The sequence below is a fragment of the Pseudomonas sp. GL_139_B genome (genome assembly GCF_057834475.1).
Window position 1 is genome coordinate 5368409 of sequence record NZ_CM174403.1, and the last position, 15750, is coordinate 5384158.

At 58.6% G+C, this 15750-nt stretch carries 16 protein-coding genes; 5 read left to right on the plus strand and 11 right to left on the minus strand.

Annotation, left to right across the window (positions count from 1 at the left end; translation table 11 throughout):
- Nucleotides 1-9 precede the first annotated feature (9 nt).
- The 5 genes from ilvN to mrcB form a co-directional block, all read right to left on the minus strand.
- Nucleotides 10-501: an acetolactate synthase small subunit gene (ilvN, locus tag AC3ISI_RS24530; RefSeq protein ID WP_003176102.1), complete on the minus strand. Its 492-nt coding sequence runs from the start codon at nt 499-501 to the stop codon at nt 10-12.
- 2 nt (nt 502-503) lie between these two features.
- Nucleotides 504-2228 carry an acetolactate synthase 3 large subunit gene (locus tag AC3ISI_RS24535; RefSeq protein WP_477791509.1) on the minus strand — a complete coding sequence of 575 codons (1725 nt, stop codon included), beginning with the start codon at nt 2226-2228 and terminating at the stop codon, nt 504-506.
- A 467-nt stretch (nt 2229-2695) separates the two neighbouring features.
- Nucleotides 2696-3031, minus strand: coding sequence for a YqcC family protein (locus AC3ISI_RS24540; protein WP_489334181.1), 336 nt, complete (start codon nt 3029-3031; stop codon nt 2696-2698).
- Nucleotides 3031-3777, minus strand: a complete 747-nt coding sequence (locus AC3ISI_RS24545) for a tetratricopeptide repeat protein (RefSeq protein ID WP_489334182.1) — start codon at nt 3775-3777, stop codon at nt 3031-3033. The genes AC3ISI_RS24540 and AC3ISI_RS24545 overlap by 1 nt, the downstream gene beginning before the upstream one ends.
- Nucleotides 3778-3793: 16 nt before the next feature.
- Nucleotides 3794-6118 carry a penicillin-binding protein 1B gene (gene mrcB, locus AC3ISI_RS24550; RefSeq protein WP_489334183.1) on the minus strand — a complete coding sequence of 775 codons (2325 nt, stop codon included), beginning with the start codon at nt 6116-6118 and terminating at the stop codon, nt 3794-3796.
- 118 nt (nt 6119-6236) lie between these two features.
- On the opposite strand from mrcB, the gene AC3ISI_RS24555 reads away from it, so the two are divergent.
- The 3 genes from AC3ISI_RS24555 to AC3ISI_RS24565 all read left to right on the plus strand — a co-directional run bounded on the left by AC3ISI_RS24555 (nt 6237) and on the right by AC3ISI_RS24565 (nt 8742).
- Nucleotides 6237-7793 (plus strand): bifunctional aminoglycoside phosphotransferase/ATP-binding protein, encoded by a 1557-nt coding sequence (locus AC3ISI_RS24555; protein ID WP_489334184.1) that lies wholly within the window; start codon nt 6237-6239, stop codon nt 7791-7793.
- Nucleotides 7794-7882: 89 nt separating this feature from the next.
- The gene (locus tag AC3ISI_RS24560; protein WP_489334185.1) at nt 7883-8227 is read left to right on the plus strand and encodes a pentapeptide repeat-containing protein; all 345 of its coding nucleotides are present in this window, start codon (nt 7883-7885) and stop codon (nt 8225-8227) included.
- A 242-nt stretch (nt 8228-8469) separates the two neighbouring features.
- Nucleotides 8470-8742 (plus strand): TfoX/Sxy family protein, encoded by a 273-nt coding sequence (locus AC3ISI_RS24565; protein WP_489334186.1) that lies wholly within the window; start codon nt 8470-8472, stop codon nt 8740-8742.
- 265 nt (nt 8743-9007) lie between these two features.
- Here the strand turns inward: AC3ISI_RS24565 and AC3ISI_RS24570 are convergent, their stop codons facing one another.
- From AC3ISI_RS24570 to AC3ISI_RS24585, 4 genes are read right to left on the minus strand one after another with little or no spacing between them, the layout of a single operon-like run.
- Nucleotides 9008-9859 (minus strand): ChaN family lipoprotein, encoded by an 852-nt coding sequence (locus AC3ISI_RS24570; RefSeq protein ID WP_489334187.1) that lies wholly within the window; start codon nt 9857-9859, stop codon nt 9008-9010.
- A gap of 20 nt (nt 9860-9879) precedes the next feature.
- Nucleotides 9880-10647, minus strand: a complete 768-nt coding sequence (locus AC3ISI_RS24575) for a heme ABC transporter ATP-binding protein (protein ID WP_489334189.1) — start codon at nt 10645-10647, stop codon at nt 9880-9882.
- On the minus strand, nt 10647-11630 hold the full coding sequence (locus AC3ISI_RS24580; RefSeq protein WP_489337786.1) for a FecCD family ABC transporter permease: 984 nt from the start codon (nt 11628-11630) through the stop codon (nt 10647-10649). Before AC3ISI_RS24580 ends, AC3ISI_RS24575 begins: the two co-directional genes overlap by 1 nt.
- Nucleotides 11631-11680: 50 nt before the next feature.
- A complete protein-coding gene (locus tag AC3ISI_RS24585; protein WP_489334190.1) occupies nt 11681-12553 on the minus strand; it encodes a heme/hemin ABC transporter substrate-binding protein in 873 nt (290 codons plus the stop codon).
- 162 nt (nt 12554-12715) lie between these two features.
- On the opposite strand from AC3ISI_RS24585, the gene AC3ISI_RS24590 reads away from it, so the two are divergent.
- Nucleotides 12716-13033 carry a Rieske (2Fe-2S) protein gene (locus tag AC3ISI_RS24590; protein ID WP_489334191.1) on the plus strand — a complete coding sequence of 106 codons (318 nt, stop codon included), beginning with the start codon at nt 12716-12718 and terminating at the stop codon, nt 13031-13033.
- On the opposite strand, the gene sfsA is transcribed toward AC3ISI_RS24590, so the two are convergent.
- Together sfsA and AC3ISI_RS24600 are read right to left on the minus strand one after the other, a co-directional pair.
- Complete coding sequence (gene sfsA, locus AC3ISI_RS24595; protein ID WP_489334192.1) at nt 13030-13743, minus strand: DNA/RNA nuclease SfsA; 714 nt, start codon at nt 13741-13743, stop codon at nt 13030-13032. The genes AC3ISI_RS24590 and sfsA overlap by 4 nt on opposite strands.
- The gene (locus AC3ISI_RS24600; protein WP_489334193.1) at nt 13743-14915 is read right to left on the minus strand and encodes a pyridoxal phosphate-dependent aminotransferase; all 1173 of its coding nucleotides are present in this window, start codon (nt 14913-14915) and stop codon (nt 13743-13745) included. The genes sfsA and AC3ISI_RS24600 overlap by 1 nt, the downstream gene beginning before the upstream one ends.
- A gap of 333 nt (nt 14916-15248) precedes the next feature.
- On the opposite strand from AC3ISI_RS24600, the gene dksA reads away from it, so the two are divergent.
- Entirely contained in the window at nt 15249-15692 is a 444-nt protein-coding gene (gene dksA / locus AC3ISI_RS24605; RefSeq protein WP_477791522.1) for an RNA polymerase-binding protein DksA, read from the plus strand.
- The last annotated feature ends 58 nt before the right edge of the window (nt 15693-15750 follow it).

Sequence of the window (15750 nt, forward strand, 5' to 3'; positions counted from 1 at the left end):
TAATTTGGTTTAGATGCTGAGTACTTTGTCGCCGCGAGCAATACCGGTTACGCCGCTACGGACGGTTTCCAGAATCGACGCAGTGCCAATGGACTGAATGAAGCTGTCGAGCTTGTCGCTGGTACCGGTCAGTTGAACGGTATATACGCTGGCGCTGACATCGACGATCTGTCCACGGTAAATATCGGTAGTGCGCTTGATCTCGGCACGCTGGGCGCCGGTAGCCTTGACCTTGACTAACATCAGTTCGCGCTCGATGTGAGCACTCTCCGACAAGTCGACCAGTTTGACTACTTCGATCAGCTTGTTCAGGTTCTTGGTGATCTGCTCGATCACTTCATCATGGCCAACAGTGGTCAGCGTCAGACGCGAGAGGGTCGGGTCTTCGGTTGGCGCCACAGTCAGGCTTTCGATGTTGTAGTTGCGCTGCGAGAACAGGCCAACTACACGAGACAGAGCGCCCGGTTCGTTTTCCAGAAGCAAGGAAATAATGTGTCGCATGATTAAGTACGCTCCGTCTTGCTCAGCCACATATCGCGCATGGAGCCGTCTTTGATCTGCATCGGGTAGACGTGCTCGCTGGTGTCGACTGAAATATCCAGCACCACCAAGCGATCTTTCATGGCGAACGCCTCTTCCATCTTCGACTTCAAATCTTTCGAATCGGTGATGCGCACGCCAACGTGACCATAGGCTTCTGCCAGCTTGACGAAGTCAGGCAGGGATTCCATGTACGAGTGCGAGTGACGGCTGCCGTAACTCATGTCTTGCCACTGGCGAACCATACCCAGAACACCGTTGTTCAGGATGACGATTTTGACCGGCAAGCCATATTGCAGACAGGTGGACAGTTCCTGAATGTTCATCTGAATGCTGCCCTCGCCCGTCACGCAGACAACGTCGGCATCCGGGAAGCTCAACTTGATGCCCATGGCCGCCGGAAAACCGAAGCCCATGGTGCCCAGGCCACCGGAGTTGATCCAGCGGTTCGGCTTGTTGAACTTGTAGTACTGCGCCGCGAACATCTGATGCTGGCCTACGTCCGAAGCGACAAAGGCATCGCCCTTGGTCACTTCGCACAGGGTTTCGATCACGGTCTGCGGCTTGATGACGCTGCCATCGCCCTTGTCGTAAGGGAACAGGCCACGATCACCGCGCCACTCGTCGACCTGCTTCCACCAACTGGCAACGGACTCTTTGTTCGGGGTCTCGCCGATTTCCTTGAGAATCGCGACCATTTCGGTCAGGACGCTCTCGACCGGGCCGACGATAGGCACGTCTGCCTTGATGGTCTTGGAAATCGAAGCCGGGTCGATGTCGATGTGAATGATCTTGGCATTCGGACAGAACTTGGCCGGGCCGTTGATCACGCGGTCATCGAAACGCGCGCCGACCGCAAGGATCACGTCGGCGTGGTGCATCGCCAGGTTGGCGGTGTAGCTGCCGTGCATACCGAGCATGCCGATGAACTGACGGTCAGTGCCAGGGTAGGCACCCAGCCCCATCAGGGTATTGGTCACTGGCAGGTTGAGCATCTTCGCCAATTCGGTTAGCGGCGCGGAGCCACCACCGAGAATCACGCCGCCGCCGGCGTACATCACTGGACGCTTGGCCGCCAGGAGCATTTCTGCCGCCTTGCGGATTTGCCCGGAGTGACCACGAACGGCCGGACTGTAGGAACGCAGCTTGGCTTTCTTGGGAAAGATATATTCGAACTTCTCGGCCGGGTTGGTCATGTCTTTCGGAATATCGACAACGACCGGGCCCGGACGACCGGATTGCGCCAGGTAGAACGCTTTCTTCATGACTTCCGGGATTTCCGATGCGTGCTTGATCATGAAGCTGTGCTTCACGATCGGCCGGGAAATACCGATCATGTCGGTTTCCTGGAACGCATCAGTGCCCACCATGCTGCTAGGCACCTGGCCGGAAATGACCACCATCGGAATGGAGTCCATGTAGGCCGTGGCAATACCGGTGATGGCGTTGGTTGCGCCCGGGCCGGAAGTTACCAATACCACGCCGGCTTTACCGGTGGCACGGGCATAACCGTCAGCCATATGGGTCGCAGCCTGCTCGTGACGAACCAGGATGTGGGTCACTTCCGGTTCTTTGAACAGGGCATCGTAAACATGAAGAAGAGCACCACCCGGGTACCCGTAGATATATTTGACGCCTTCGTCACGCAAGAAGCGGACGAGCATCTCACCGCCAGATAAAAGCTCCACGTTGTTCACCTCTAAAACGCCAGAATACCGCCCACAAAAACGGGACGGGTCTTAATAGGTTTACTTCTCAGCAGAGCATGAGCGACGGTGGTCGCCGACTACGTCAGCACTGACTGAGCAAGTATTGGGATCGTCCCAAGTGTTGCGGGCCTTTCCCACCCAGCGCGAGGTAACGCGTTGCGGGTGTAACAAGTCGGCGCGGGTGTGCGCCTCATGATCTGCTGAGTGGGCCTGCTTCTGGCAGTCCCTCTACAGCGGACTTTGGATTCTTCTGTTTCGTCCTCTGCAAGTCAAGTCGTCTATGTGCTTAATTGAAGTAAGCACATGAGAAAGCAAGAAAAAATCGCCAAACAGCGACTGTGTTAGCTTCGATTGCGCAACTCATGACTAGGAAATGACATGCGAACGATCTACTTCACGGTCAGCCTGCTGATCACCCTCAGTAGCCGCCCTACAAAAGATTGGAGTTAGCGGGAGTTGGTGATCAGCACGTCGAACTCTTTGAGCAGCACTTGCAGCTGCCGATCCCTGCCCTGGACATTACGGGCGGCGAAGACCATTTCGGCCATTTCCTGAATCCCGGATACGGCGGGCAATGGCAGATCCTGTTCGAGGATCATTTTCATCCGAGGCAGGAAGATCCATTGCAGCCACTGCTCAAAATCCAGTGTATCGACCGAAAATGGCTCGACGCTGGAAAGCGCTTCAGCGGAAGGCGAATTCTCATCCCACCAACCCTGCACTCGCAGTTCACGCTCAATTAGCAGCAGTTGCTCAGCAATCTTCGGGAAACGTGCGTCCATCACAACGATACCTTGGCCTTCTGACGGGCCAATGCTGCGCCGGCAGAATCACCTTGTTTGTCACGCGCCTGGGCAATCAAATCCCAAAGGCTGGCCTGAAGGTCTGGACGGCCATTGGCGAACGTCAGACCACGACGAGCGAATTGTTCAGCCTGCGCGGCATCCCCTTGCGCCATACGCACTTGAGCCAGACGATAGAGCACTTGCGGCTCACGCGGCGCGACGCGCTGAGCACGTTCCAGACTGGACGAAGCACCATTGAGGTCGCCACTGGCCTGTTGCTGCTGAGCCGTGGTCAACAACGCCAGCACCGGACCATCCAGTTGCTCGTCGGCCGACAGGCCGCCAGCGCTCGCCGAAGGAATTCCGCTCGGCGTCGACGGCATGCTGTAGCTGCCCTGATTGATCGGTGCCGACTGGGCCGGCGACGTATCGATCGGCCCTGGAGTAATCGGGCCTGGCGTGATTGGCGAGGTACTGATCGGCGCCGAGGTGACGGCACCGCCACCCGGAATCATCACCACCACGCCAGTGTCGCCTTGCGGAATCGCTTGGGTTTGGGGTTGGGTTTGGCCTTGAACAGGACGCTTCACAGTCGTCTTGCGAAAGCCACCATTCGCCGAAATCCGCTCACTGTTGGACACAGTCGTACCGGCATCCTCAACCGGAATCGAACCACGTTGTACGGTGGAGCAACCGCTGAGCAACGCCACGGTGACAACTGCTGGTATCAACCACTTGTTCACTTGAATCCCTCTTTGCTTAATTCATCCAGCCCTTGACCCAATCCATCACCGTTTCACCGGAAGCAGGGCCTTCGCCACCACAAGCCGCACCGGGAGGTGGTTCGCTGCCGCGAATATACGGCATCTGTACAGCGCCTGGGCAGCCCGCATCGGAGCCTTGCCCGGTACGCGAATCGACCCAGGCTTGAACAACGTTGTCCGGCTGCGGCATGTCCAGCGGCAGCGGATCAGCCTTACGCATGAAACTGGTCCAGACTTGCAAGGCACCGGTGGCACCCGTAAACGGCGTCTTGCCGTTGTCATCGCGGCCCAGCCAGACGACCGCCAGCAAGTCTTGACTGAAACCGGCGAACCAGCTGTCCCGGGAATCGTTACTGGTACCGGTCTTGCCGGCCAGAGTCAGGGTCTTGGGCAACACGTTGTAAACCGAACTGCCGGTACCTTCACGCATGACCCGCTGCATGGCGCTTTGGATCAGGTAAATGGACGCTGGGTCAAAACGCTGTTCGATCTGGAACGGATAGCGCTTGAGCGGTTCGCCTTCGGCGGTCAATACGCTACGAATCCCGCGCATCGGCGTATTGAAACCACCGTTGGCGAGGGTCTGGTACATGGTCGCCACTTCAATCGGCGTCATGCCACCCGCGCCCAGCAACATCGACGGGAACGCCGGAAACTCACGAGTCACGCCCAAGCGAGCCAGGGTCTTGAGGACATTCGGTACACCCAATGCCAAGCCGAGACGCGAAGTCGACAGGTTGTAGGAATGCGCCAGCCCCTGATACAGGAACACCGTACCGTGGGAACGGCGATCGTAGTTCTGCGGTTTCCACACCTGACCGTCCGCGCCTTTGATAGAGAAGGATTCGTCCGACAGCCAACTGGTCAAGGTGTACTGACTCGGTTTCTCAAGCGCCGTCAGATAAACCGCCGGCTTGATCAACGAACCGATGGGGCGCACCGCATCCAGTGCACGGTTGAATCCGGCATAACTGGCCTGACGACTGCCGATCATGGCCTGGACTTCACCGGTTTCCGGGTTGGTCACGACCATGGCCGCCTCGACGTCATCGGAGCCCTTGCGACCGGACAGACGCTTGAAAGTGTCGTTGACGGAGGCTTCGGCTTTCATCTGCAGAATCGGGTCGAAACTGGTGAAGATCCGCAGCCCCTCTTCGGTCAAGTCTTCGTCGCGGTAGTCTTCGCGCAACTGGCGCTTAACCAGATCGATAAAACCCGGGAACGAACTGTCGGCCAGCTTGCCGCGCGTCGTCACACCCAGTGGCATTTTCTTCGCGGCAGCGACCTGCTCAGCGGTGGCGACGCCTTGTTGTTCAAGGACATCGAGCACCAGATTGCGGCGTTCCAGCGCCCGCTCAGGATTGCGACGCGGGTTGTAATACGACGGCCCCTTGACCATCCCCACCAACATGGCAACTTGATGCAGTTTCAGTTCCGACAACGGCTGTCCGAAGAAGAACTGGCTGGCCAGACCGAAACCGTGAACTGCACGCTGGCCGTCCTGACCAACGAACACCTCATTGAGGTAGGCCTCAAGAATGTCTCGTTTGTCGTAATGCAGCTCAAGCAACATCGCCATCATGGCTTCAGTGAGTTTGCGCGATAGGCTGCGTTCACTGGTCAGGTAGAAGTTCTTGACCAACTGTTGTGTCAGCGTACTGCCGCCCTGGGTCATCTTGCCGCCAGAGGTATTGACGTAGACGGCTCGAACAATCGACTTGGGTGACACGCCCCAATGGCTATAGAAATCCCGATCTTCCACGGCAATCAGGGTTTCCAGCAGATAAGGCGGCACCTGATCGATTTTGATCAGGATGCGGTCTTCCAGGTTTTTGGGGTAAATTCCGCCGATCATCAGCGGCTCCAGCCGCACTACCGAAAGCTTCGAACCGTCGGTCGCCGAGAGCTCTGCTACATAGTCACCGGAGAACCGCACGCGCACGGGCTGAGGTTTCTCCAGGCCTTCATAGAACTGGAAGCCACGGGTATTCAAATCGACGGTATTGCCGTTGACCGACGCAGCACCCGGGCCGTTGCTCACGCTTTCGCGTCGGTAGCCCAAAGCGTCGAGCTCAGTGAGGAAGTCATCCTTGCTCAGCTTCTGGCCGGTGAACAGCTCGAGCGGGCGCGCATACACCTTGGCCGGGATAGTCCAGCGCTTGCCGGAGAATTTTTCCTGGACGATAGCGTCGAGGTAAACCGCGAATCCGGCGAGCACCACGAGGCCGACCAGACTGAGTTTAAGGGCCCAGCCCAGCCACGGGCTCAGGCCCCTGGAAGGTGGTTTTTTTGGAGTGCGGGGGGATCGAGTACGAGTCATGGCGGCGGATTATACGCACTTTATTCATACTCAACAGGCACCCTCCAAGGTTTGCGTCAGGCGGACTTGCGGCCATAATGACGGCCTTGAATTTTTCCCAGACTCTGAAGGATCGCCTGTGAGCCAGTCCCTGATCGCCGCTCTGCAAAACCCGGCCCTCTACCCACATCCGGTAGACGGGTTCCAGGTCATCGAAACCCATATTTCCTGGGTCATCCTCACAGGCCCCTTTGCTTATAAAGTGAAGAAGCCAGTGAATTTCGGCTTCCTCGACTTCACCAGCCTCGACGCCCGCGAGCACTTCTGCGGTGAAGAACTGCGCTTGAACCAGCGCCTGACCAACGATTTGTACCTCGAAGTGTTGCCAATCACCGGCAGCGCCGAAGCACCACAACTGGGCGGTGAAGGCCCGGTCGTCGATTTCGCCCTGAAAATGCGCCAATTCCCACAAAGCCAGCTGCTCAGCACCCTGCAGGCCAATGGCGAACTGACCCCCTTGCACATAGACGAAATGGCCGCGCAGATCGCCCAATTCCACCTCAACGCGCCGAAAGTCCCGACTGAACACGAAGCCGGCACTCCGGACAGCGTGATGGCACCGGTGCGCCAGAACTTCGAGCAGATTCGCCCGTTCCTCAGCGACAAGACTGATCTGCTGCAACTCGATGCCCTGCAAGCCTGGGCCGAAAGCAGCTTTGAACGCCTCAAGCCACTGTTTGCCCAGCGCAAGGCAGGGGGTTTTATTCGTGAATGCCACGGTGATATCCACCTGGGTAACGCCACCGTGATCGATGGCAAGGTCGTGATCTTCGACTGCATCGAGTTCAACGAACCGTTCCGTTTCACCGACGTCTACGCCGACACCGGTTTCCTGGCGATGGACCTGGAAGACCGTGGCCTGAAGTCCCTCGCACGCCGTTTCATCAGCCAATACCTTGAGCTGACCGGGGACTATCAAGGCCTTGAGCTGCTGAATTTCTATAAAGCCTACCGTGCACTGGTTCGCGCCAAAGTCAGCCTGTTCAGCATGCCCGCCGAAGCCGACCCGGTGCAGCGTGCCACGACCCTGCGCCAGTACCGCAACTACGCCAACCTCGCGGAAAGCTATAGCACCATTCCTTCGCGTTTCATGGCGATTACCCACGGCGTGTCCGCCGTCGGCAAGAGCCACGTCGCCATGCGCCTGGTTGAAGCGTTGGGCGCCATTCGCCTTCGTTCGGATGTAGAACGCAAACGTCTGTTCGGCGAACAAACCGTACCGAATGACCCACAGGCAGGCATTTATAGTGCCGACGCCAGCGCCACCACCTACAGCCGTCTGCATCAGATTGCCGGAGTTATCCTGCGCGCCGGTTTCCCCGTGGTGATCGATGCTACTTACCTCAAGCGCGACCAGCGCGACGGCGCGGCAAAAATCGCCGAGGCCACGGGTGCACCATTCCTGATCCTCGATTGCAATGCGCCGCAAGCCGTGATCGAGAGCTGGTTGGCCTTGCGCCAGGCAGACAACAAGGATCCGTCCGATGCCAACCTGGCCGTTATTGCAGCCCAGCAAGCCAGTCGTGAAGCACTGACGCCAGCTGAGATTCTGTGCAGCAAGCGCGTTCAGACCAATGAAAGCGGGACCCTGGACACGGTCGTTGCGCAAATTCGTCAACGCATGCCAGGCCTGTAAAACTATTTCAGCCGTGAAGCCTCCCCTGGCTTCACGGCTGCCAAATAGTGGCACTACACTGGCGCCATAAAACCATCAGGTGATGCGACATGAGCCAGCCCAAAATTCTCGATACTCCGCTGTATGCCTTGCTGCACAAAGACGACATCACAGGCTTCAACAACGAACGGCCCAAAGACGGACCTATCGACATGGTCGGTGGCGATTTTCGCGGTCTGGACTTGCGTGAGCTGAACGCTGATGGCGTCGACTTTACGGATGCCTATTTCCGTTCTGCGGACTTGCGCGGCATCGACTTTCGCAACGCATCCCTCGAAGGTGCCAGCCTTGCTCACGCACAGATCTCCGGCGCCTACTTCCCGCCAGAACTGAGCGCGGACGAGATCCTGATGTCGATGAACTTCGGCACACGCCTGCGTTATCGCACTCGCTAAAAACGCCGTTTTACCTGACAAGTCCAGCGCCCCCCCCTTCGCGCTGGACTCCGTGTGTGCTTACGAAGGCTGGACTTCCAGTACCCGTCCTATTTTTGCGCTCGCCGACATCCACCCAAAGTTAAGTTTGCTTCTTAGAAGCTTTTGCATCGATACCCGCCAAACAATCACGCTTTCCCTACTGATGGCTACACTCCTGAGAAGCTCGCCCACGCACCGCTCGGCCGTCGCAAGGAGGCTTGATGAATGATGAACTGCAACACCTGAAAAATCTGGGCAAGACGTCGGCACAGTGGCTGCATGCTGTGGGCATCCACAGCGCCTCGGACTTGCGTCGCCTTGGGGCGGTGGATGCTTATCGGGCCGTACGTACGCGCGGGTTTCGGGCGTCCAAGGTGTTGTTGTATGCGATCGAAGGCGCATTGATGGATGTGCACTGGAATGACATTCCAGCCGAGCGTAAAGAAGCCTTGAACAAACAACTGGAAGCAATTTCGTCACGCAACAAGGTATGAAGGCATTGATTTCGCTCAAGCGCGCAGCCTGATTACCCAGTGATCATTGGGCTTTGAAACGGGTTGACGACGCATTTAAAAGAAATCAAAAAACAGCGGTTGACTTGATAATGAGAATCGCTATGATTACCACAACTGGTCGCGAGACTGGTCGATATTTGAAAAGCCCTTGGTTCGGACTCTCAGATATCTCCTCATCAGGCTAATCACGGTTATTTGACCCGGCTCTTGCCGGGTCTTTTTTTGCCCGTGAAAAAACCGGATGTTATTTGCCGAACTGTTGACGCATCTGCGCGCAATAATCCTGAGGTGGTGAAGCGGGGGTGTACCAGACGTAATCGGCCATTGCCGCTGTTATTTCGGCTCCCTGCTCTGCCAGCATCAATACCGTCGGCGCTTGCGACTGCCCCAAATCCAGTACATGGATCGGCACGCCAACGTCCTTGCGCGCGTGATACGCACCGGCAAACAGCAGTGAAGGTGTTGGGGCTGCCAACAAGCGCTCGGCCATTCGCCGGTCTCGTTGCTGCTGGACCGCCAACATGGCAGGCATTTGTGAAGTGGGCAGCAGGCCGCAGTGGGAGTCGCTGATCTGTGCCAGCAAAGTTTCCTTGACCGATGCCGCATTAGACCGAGAACCGCTCAATGCCGCAGGTTTGGCGTAGACCGCACGAACCTCGAGGTTATCCAGATTAGCGGCGAGCAGTGGATAAGGCTGAGTCAGTGCGAAACGCACGATCGGCCCGTACAGGTCCCAGTCCCAACCCTCCTGCCAAGCCAAAGCAGCAGGCAAATTTTCCGGTGGCATCGAAACCTGGCGAACATCATCGACGCGCTGTTGTTGATCCGGCGTCAGCATTTCCAGGAGCAAACTGCCTTGTGCCCGTCGCTCACCCAGCGACTGCAGCAACCACAGTTGCAGTTGGTGGTGATCGCGATTGTCATGCTGCTCACCGACGATCAGCCGCGAAGATTTGGAAAGCCGTTCGATCAGTTCCTGCGCCGTCAGAGTTTCACCGGTACTCAGGTCCCGAATGTCAGCGCTGACCGGCGGTGGCTCCGAAACATGCTGGCAGGCACTCAATAGCAGTACGACCAACAGCATAATTCCACGCATGTTCACCTCGATGACCAGTATCAGCGGGCGATGATCAGCGGATGCCCACGCTCCGGATGTTGCTGGACCAATACTTCCAGCCCGAACACGGCTTTGAGCGGCTCGGGTTTCAGAACCTGTTCCGGCGTATCGAGCGCCACCGCACGCCCGCCCTCAAGCAGTAACAGACGATCACAATAACGCGCCGCCAGGTTCAGATCATGCAAGATGACCAATACGGCCGCGCCGCGATCGGCAAACTCGCGCACCGCTTGCAGTGTGGTGTGCTGATGCAGCGGGTCGAGCATCGAGGTCGGCTCATCGAGCAATAGCGTCTGCCCCGCCTCGCCCGGCCAGAGCTGCGCCAGCACCCGAGCCAGATGCACCCGCTGACGCTCGCCGCCGGACAACGCCAGATAGCTGCGACCACTCAGGTGCCCGGCATCGGCGGCGTGCAAGGCGGCAGCGACAATCTCATCGTCGCGCACCCGACCGCTTTGATGGGGCAAACGCCCCATACCCACCACTTCTTCGACGCGAAAGGCAAAATCCAGGGTCGACACCTGCGGCAACACCGCCAGCCGCTGCGCGCGCAACGTGGAGACCCAGTGATGCAACTCGCGATCATCGAGCCAGACGCTTCCATGATGGGCGTGCAATTCGCCGCACAAAGCACTGAGCAAGGTACTTTTGCCGGCGCCATTGGGGCCGAGCACACCCAGCACTTCGCCAGGTCTGAGCTCAAGCGTGATGTCCGTCAGCACAGTCTTGGTGCCCCGACGGATATGCAGGTTCTGCGTGCGCAACATCAGACGCGCCTCCGGAGCAACAAGAACAGGAAAAACGGCGCACCGATAAAGGCCGTGACAATGCCGATCGGCAGTTCGGCGGGCGCCAGCGCCAGTCGCGCCACCAGATCGGCAAACAATAGAAGACTGGCACCTGCCAGAACTGAAGCGGGCAACAACACTCGATGATCGGGACCGGCTAGCAAGCGCACGAGGTGCGGCACCACCAGCCCGACAAATCCGATCATCCCCGCCGCCGCCACTGCCGCGCCAACCCCCAGCGCTGTGCAGAACACCAATTCGCGCTTGAGCCCCTCGACGTTAACGCCCAGGTGACCGGCCTCCGACTCCCCCAGCAACAACGCATTCAAGGCCTTGGCTCGACGCGGCAACCACAGCGCCACGCCCGCACTCACCACCAGCAATGGCCAGAGTCGCGCGTAACTGGCGCCATTGAGGCTGCCCAGATTCCAGAACGTCAGCGTACGCAGGGTCGCGTCGTCAGCCAGATAGGTGAACAACCCGACCGCCGAGCCCGCCAGAGCGGTCAATGCGATACCGGCCAGCAGCATCGTCGCGACGTTCGTCTGGCCATTGCGTCGGCCCAGTCGATACACCAGCGCCGTCACGCCCAAGCCACCGAGAAACGCACACACCGACAACAGATAAGGCCCGAACGACTCGGGCAGGCCGCCCAACATTGACCCGCCCACAATCGCGATGGCCGCACCCAATGCTGCGCCGCTGGACACCCCCACCAATCCCGGATCGGCTAGCGGGTTACGAAACAGGCCCTGCATCGCCACACCTGTCAGCGCCAGCACGCCGCCCACCGCCAGGCCCAGCAAGGTTCGCGGTAGACGGATCTGCCCCACGATCAATTCGGCTTGCTCCAGCCCTTCTGACGAAATCGGCAACCCGACCAGACGCAGCGCAGCGTGCAAAGTGTCTAGCATCGGCAAACTGACCGGCCCCAGTGCCAGCGACAGCCAGATCGCGAGCAAACACAGAAGGCTCAAGCCAATGAACAGTGCACGAGGTTTAACCAGAACGGTCATTGGCCGGCCACGCCAGGAAAGAACCCGTCAGACAACTTTTTGAGGCTGCCCGGCAACCGTGGCCCCAGCCCGCCCACCAACAACGTCGGATCCAGCTCTATGACTCGACCGTCCTTCGCCGCGCGGGTCGAGGACAGTATCGGGTTTTCCTTGAACAACGCTACACGCGCCGCATCCCCCGTCAGTGCGCGGTCGGCAAACACCAGCACCTCTGGATCCAGGCTCACCAGCGACTCGACAGAAAAAGGCTTGTAGCCGGTATGCGTGGCCAGGTTGTGGCCACCCGCCTGTTGCAGCAACCAGTCGGCGGCGGTGTCCTTGCCAGCGATGAGCGGTTTGCCGCCCGCATGCCCGAGCAGCATCAACACGCCCGGAGATTGCTGCGTCAGCTGTGCCTGGGTCACGCGGATTTTTTGTTGATCGAGTTGTGCCTGATAGTGCTGGTACGCCTGTGCAGCCTGGTCTTCAGCCCCGAGCAACTTGCCCAGATGCTGCAAATTGCCCTGCAACGCAGGCAAATCCGGCTGAGCCGAGAACAGCTCGACCTGCACCCCCGCGTTACGAATCTGCGAGAGCACCGGCGGCGGGCCCATTTCTTCGGTGCCGATCAGCAGCTGCGGGCGTAAGCTCAAGATGCCCTCGGCTGACAATTGCCGCTGATAGCCAATACTTGGTAGCGCCTTGAGGCTTACAGGGTGCTGACTGGTGGTGTCGACACCGACCAGTTTCGATTCGCCCCCCAGTGCGCTCACCCATTCGGACAACGCGCCACCGGCACTGACCCAACGTTGCGGCAACTCGTCCGCTGCGCCATGGTGACTGACGAAGAGTCCGGCACAGAGCGCAGCAACGCGGGTACTCAGGCGCATACACAGCTTCCTTTACAGTTTTCCCGGGCATCGAGATGGCAGGCCACGTATTCTCGGCCTCTGGCACCTGCGCCCGACGGGCAAGGCGGCCATTTGATAATTGTTTGCATTTGAACGTCAAGCTCAGACATTTCTGGTCACGAGACGGACTTGAGGATAGACATGAAGTTTCTCTGCACGGGCGCCGAATTGGCTGACGCCAGCAGTCGCGGTTTCGACATCGAAGGGCAGAAGCTCTTTGCCGTACGCCGGGGCGGTCAGGTCTACGTCTACATCAATCGCTGCCCGCACCGTGGTGTTGGCCTGGAATGGACACCCGACCGGTTTCTCGACCCCAGTAACAGCCTGATCCAGTGCGCCACCCACGGCGCACTGTTTCTGATCGAAGACGGCGAATGCGTTTCCGGGCCGTGCGCCGGTCAGTCGTTGACCACTGTGCCTTGCCGGGAAGACGCACAAGGCATCTGGGTCAGCCTTTAGCCGTTGAGCAACACGTCCAGGCGCCGATCAACCACCATCTCCTCATGGTTCAAACGTACGCCATAGGCCAGCACCTCGACCCCGCACGCCACAGCTTCGCGCAAGGCAGCCGCGTAGGCCGAATCAATTTCTTGCGCAGGACGCACGGCTTCGATGCCGGTCAGGTTGACGCAATACAACTGAACCGCACGAATCCCGTCCCGGGCCAAATGCGCCAATTCGCGTAAATGCTTGGCTCCGCGCTGGGTCACCGCGTCGGGAAACGCGGCCACCGAAGAACCGTCGAAGCCCAGGGTGACGCTTTTAACTTCGATATAAGCCGGGCCGCTGGGGAAATCGAGACGAAAATCGATCCGGCTGCTTTCCTGCCCGTAGGCGACTTCGCGCCTGAGCTCGGTAAAACCGTTCAGCTCACGGATAACGCCGGCGCGCAGCGCCTCTTCAATCAAACCATTGGCTCGCCCGGTATTGACGCAAAACAAGCGCCCTTGCGGGGTTTCGCCGATTTCCCAGGTACCAGGCAACTTGCGCTTGGGGTCATTGGAGCGGCTGAACCAGACCTGCCCACCTTCGACCTGACAATTGAGCATCGAGCCCGTATTGGGACAATGAATAGTCAGCAACTCGCCGCTAACGGTTACGATATCGGCGAGAAAACGCTTGTAACGACGGATCAGACGCCCTTCTTCGAGGGGTGGATGAAAACGCATCAGCCTTGCCAGCTCTTCAAACCGCGAGCGATCCGTTCGACCGCTTCCTGCAAGCGCGGCAGGCTTTGGGTGTAGGCAAACCGCACGTGGTGCCCGGCGTGAAAACGCCCGAAATCCAGCCCCGGGGTTATTGCTACATGTTCGATTTCGAGGAAATGTCGACAGAACGCGAAGGCATCTCCGCCGAACTTGCTGATATCCGCGTACAAATAGAACGCGCCTTCAGGCTCCACAGCGATACCAAAACCCAGCTCGCGCAAGGCAGGCAGCAGGAAATCGCGACGACGACCAAATTCGGCGCGGCGCTCTTCGAGAATGCTGATGGTTGCCGGCTCAAAGCAGGCCAATGCGGCGTGCTGGGCCATGCTCGGTGCGCTGATGTAGAGGTTTTGCGCGAGCTTTTCCAGCTCACCGACAGCCGCCTCCGGCGCGACCAGCCAGCCGAGACGCCAGCCGGTCATGCCGAAATACTTGGAAAAGCTGTTCAGCACAAATGCGTTGTCATCGACTTCCAGCACGCTGGCGGCATCGGTACCGTACGTCAGGCCGTGATAGATCTCGTCCACCACCAGATGGCCGTGTCGCAGCTTGATCGCCGCAGACAACCCCGCCAGCTCGTCGCGGGTCAGGATCGTCCCGGTCGGATTGGCTGGGGACGCCACCAATGCGCCCACGCTGTCGTGGTCCCAGTGACGCGCGACCAGATCCGGGGTCAGCTGATATCGCACCTCCGGACCTACAGGAACAAGCTGCGCCGCCCCCTCCACCAAGCGCAGAAAGTGCCGGTTGCAGGGGTAGCCCGGATCCGCCAACAGCCAGTGCTTGCCCGGATCCACCAACAAGGCACTGGCCAACAACAAGGCGCCCGAACCGCCGGGGGTGATGAGGATTCGTTGGGGGTCAATGTTCAACCCATAACGCTGCTGATAGAAATTGGAAATGGCCTCTCGCAACTCGGGAATGCCCCGGGCGGCGGTGTAACGGGTCTTCCCTGCCGTCAATGCGGCCTGGCCGGCCTGGATGATCGGCTCGGCAGTGGTGAAGTCAGGCTCGCCGATTTCCAGGTGGATCACGTCGTGACCAGCAGCTTGCAGTTCATTGGCCCGCGCCAGCAACGCCATGACGTGGAAAGGTTCGATTGCACGACTGCGGGCACTGTAGGACTGAGCCATTAGCCTTCCTTCAACAGAGAAAAGAATCAATTCTACCCAAGCGCAGGAACGAGCGAGAGCTTAAAGCGGTCAGACGCCTTAACACCTGACCATAAACGACTCAAACGAGTACCCCAAGTTTGACTAAAATCAATATTTGACCAAGTCTCCAACACCACCAGACAAGGCTTTGCAATGTTTTGCAAGGGCCCCGAGCCACTACTTCAACATCCGGGAGTAGCGCGCCCCGATTTGATCTGGTAAGTTCGCCCGCTTGCAGCCGCAGGGCCGGCAGGTGTCGGTGATGGAGCAATCCTGCGCAGATGGATTACAAGAGTAGAGGCGGTCCATTTCATGCCCACCCAAGCAAAGCAACAGCAAAACCCGACGATCAGCGGCTTCGAACCCTACAAAGAAGTGAAGGGCGAGGAGTACATGGGCAAGCCCATGCGCGCGCACTTCACCAAGATCCTGAACAAGTGGAAACAGGATTTGATGCAGGAAGTCGACCGTACTGTTGATCACATGAAAGACGAAGCGGCCAACTTCCCGGACCCCGCAGACCGTGCCAGCCAGGAAGAAGAATTCAGCCTCGAGCTGCGTGCCCGCGACCGCGAGCGCAAGCTGATCAAGAAGATCGACAAGACACTGCAACTGATTGAAGACGAAGAATATGGTTGGTGCGAGTCCTGCGGCGTCGAAATTGGCGTCAAGCGACTGGAAGCCCGCCCTACCGCCGACATGTGCGTTGACTGCAAGACCCTGGCGGAAATCAAGGAAAAGCAAGTCGGCAAGTAACATCGGCTTGAACGAAGAACGGAGCGTGCGAACGCTCCGTTTTTGTTTCTGAAATTCG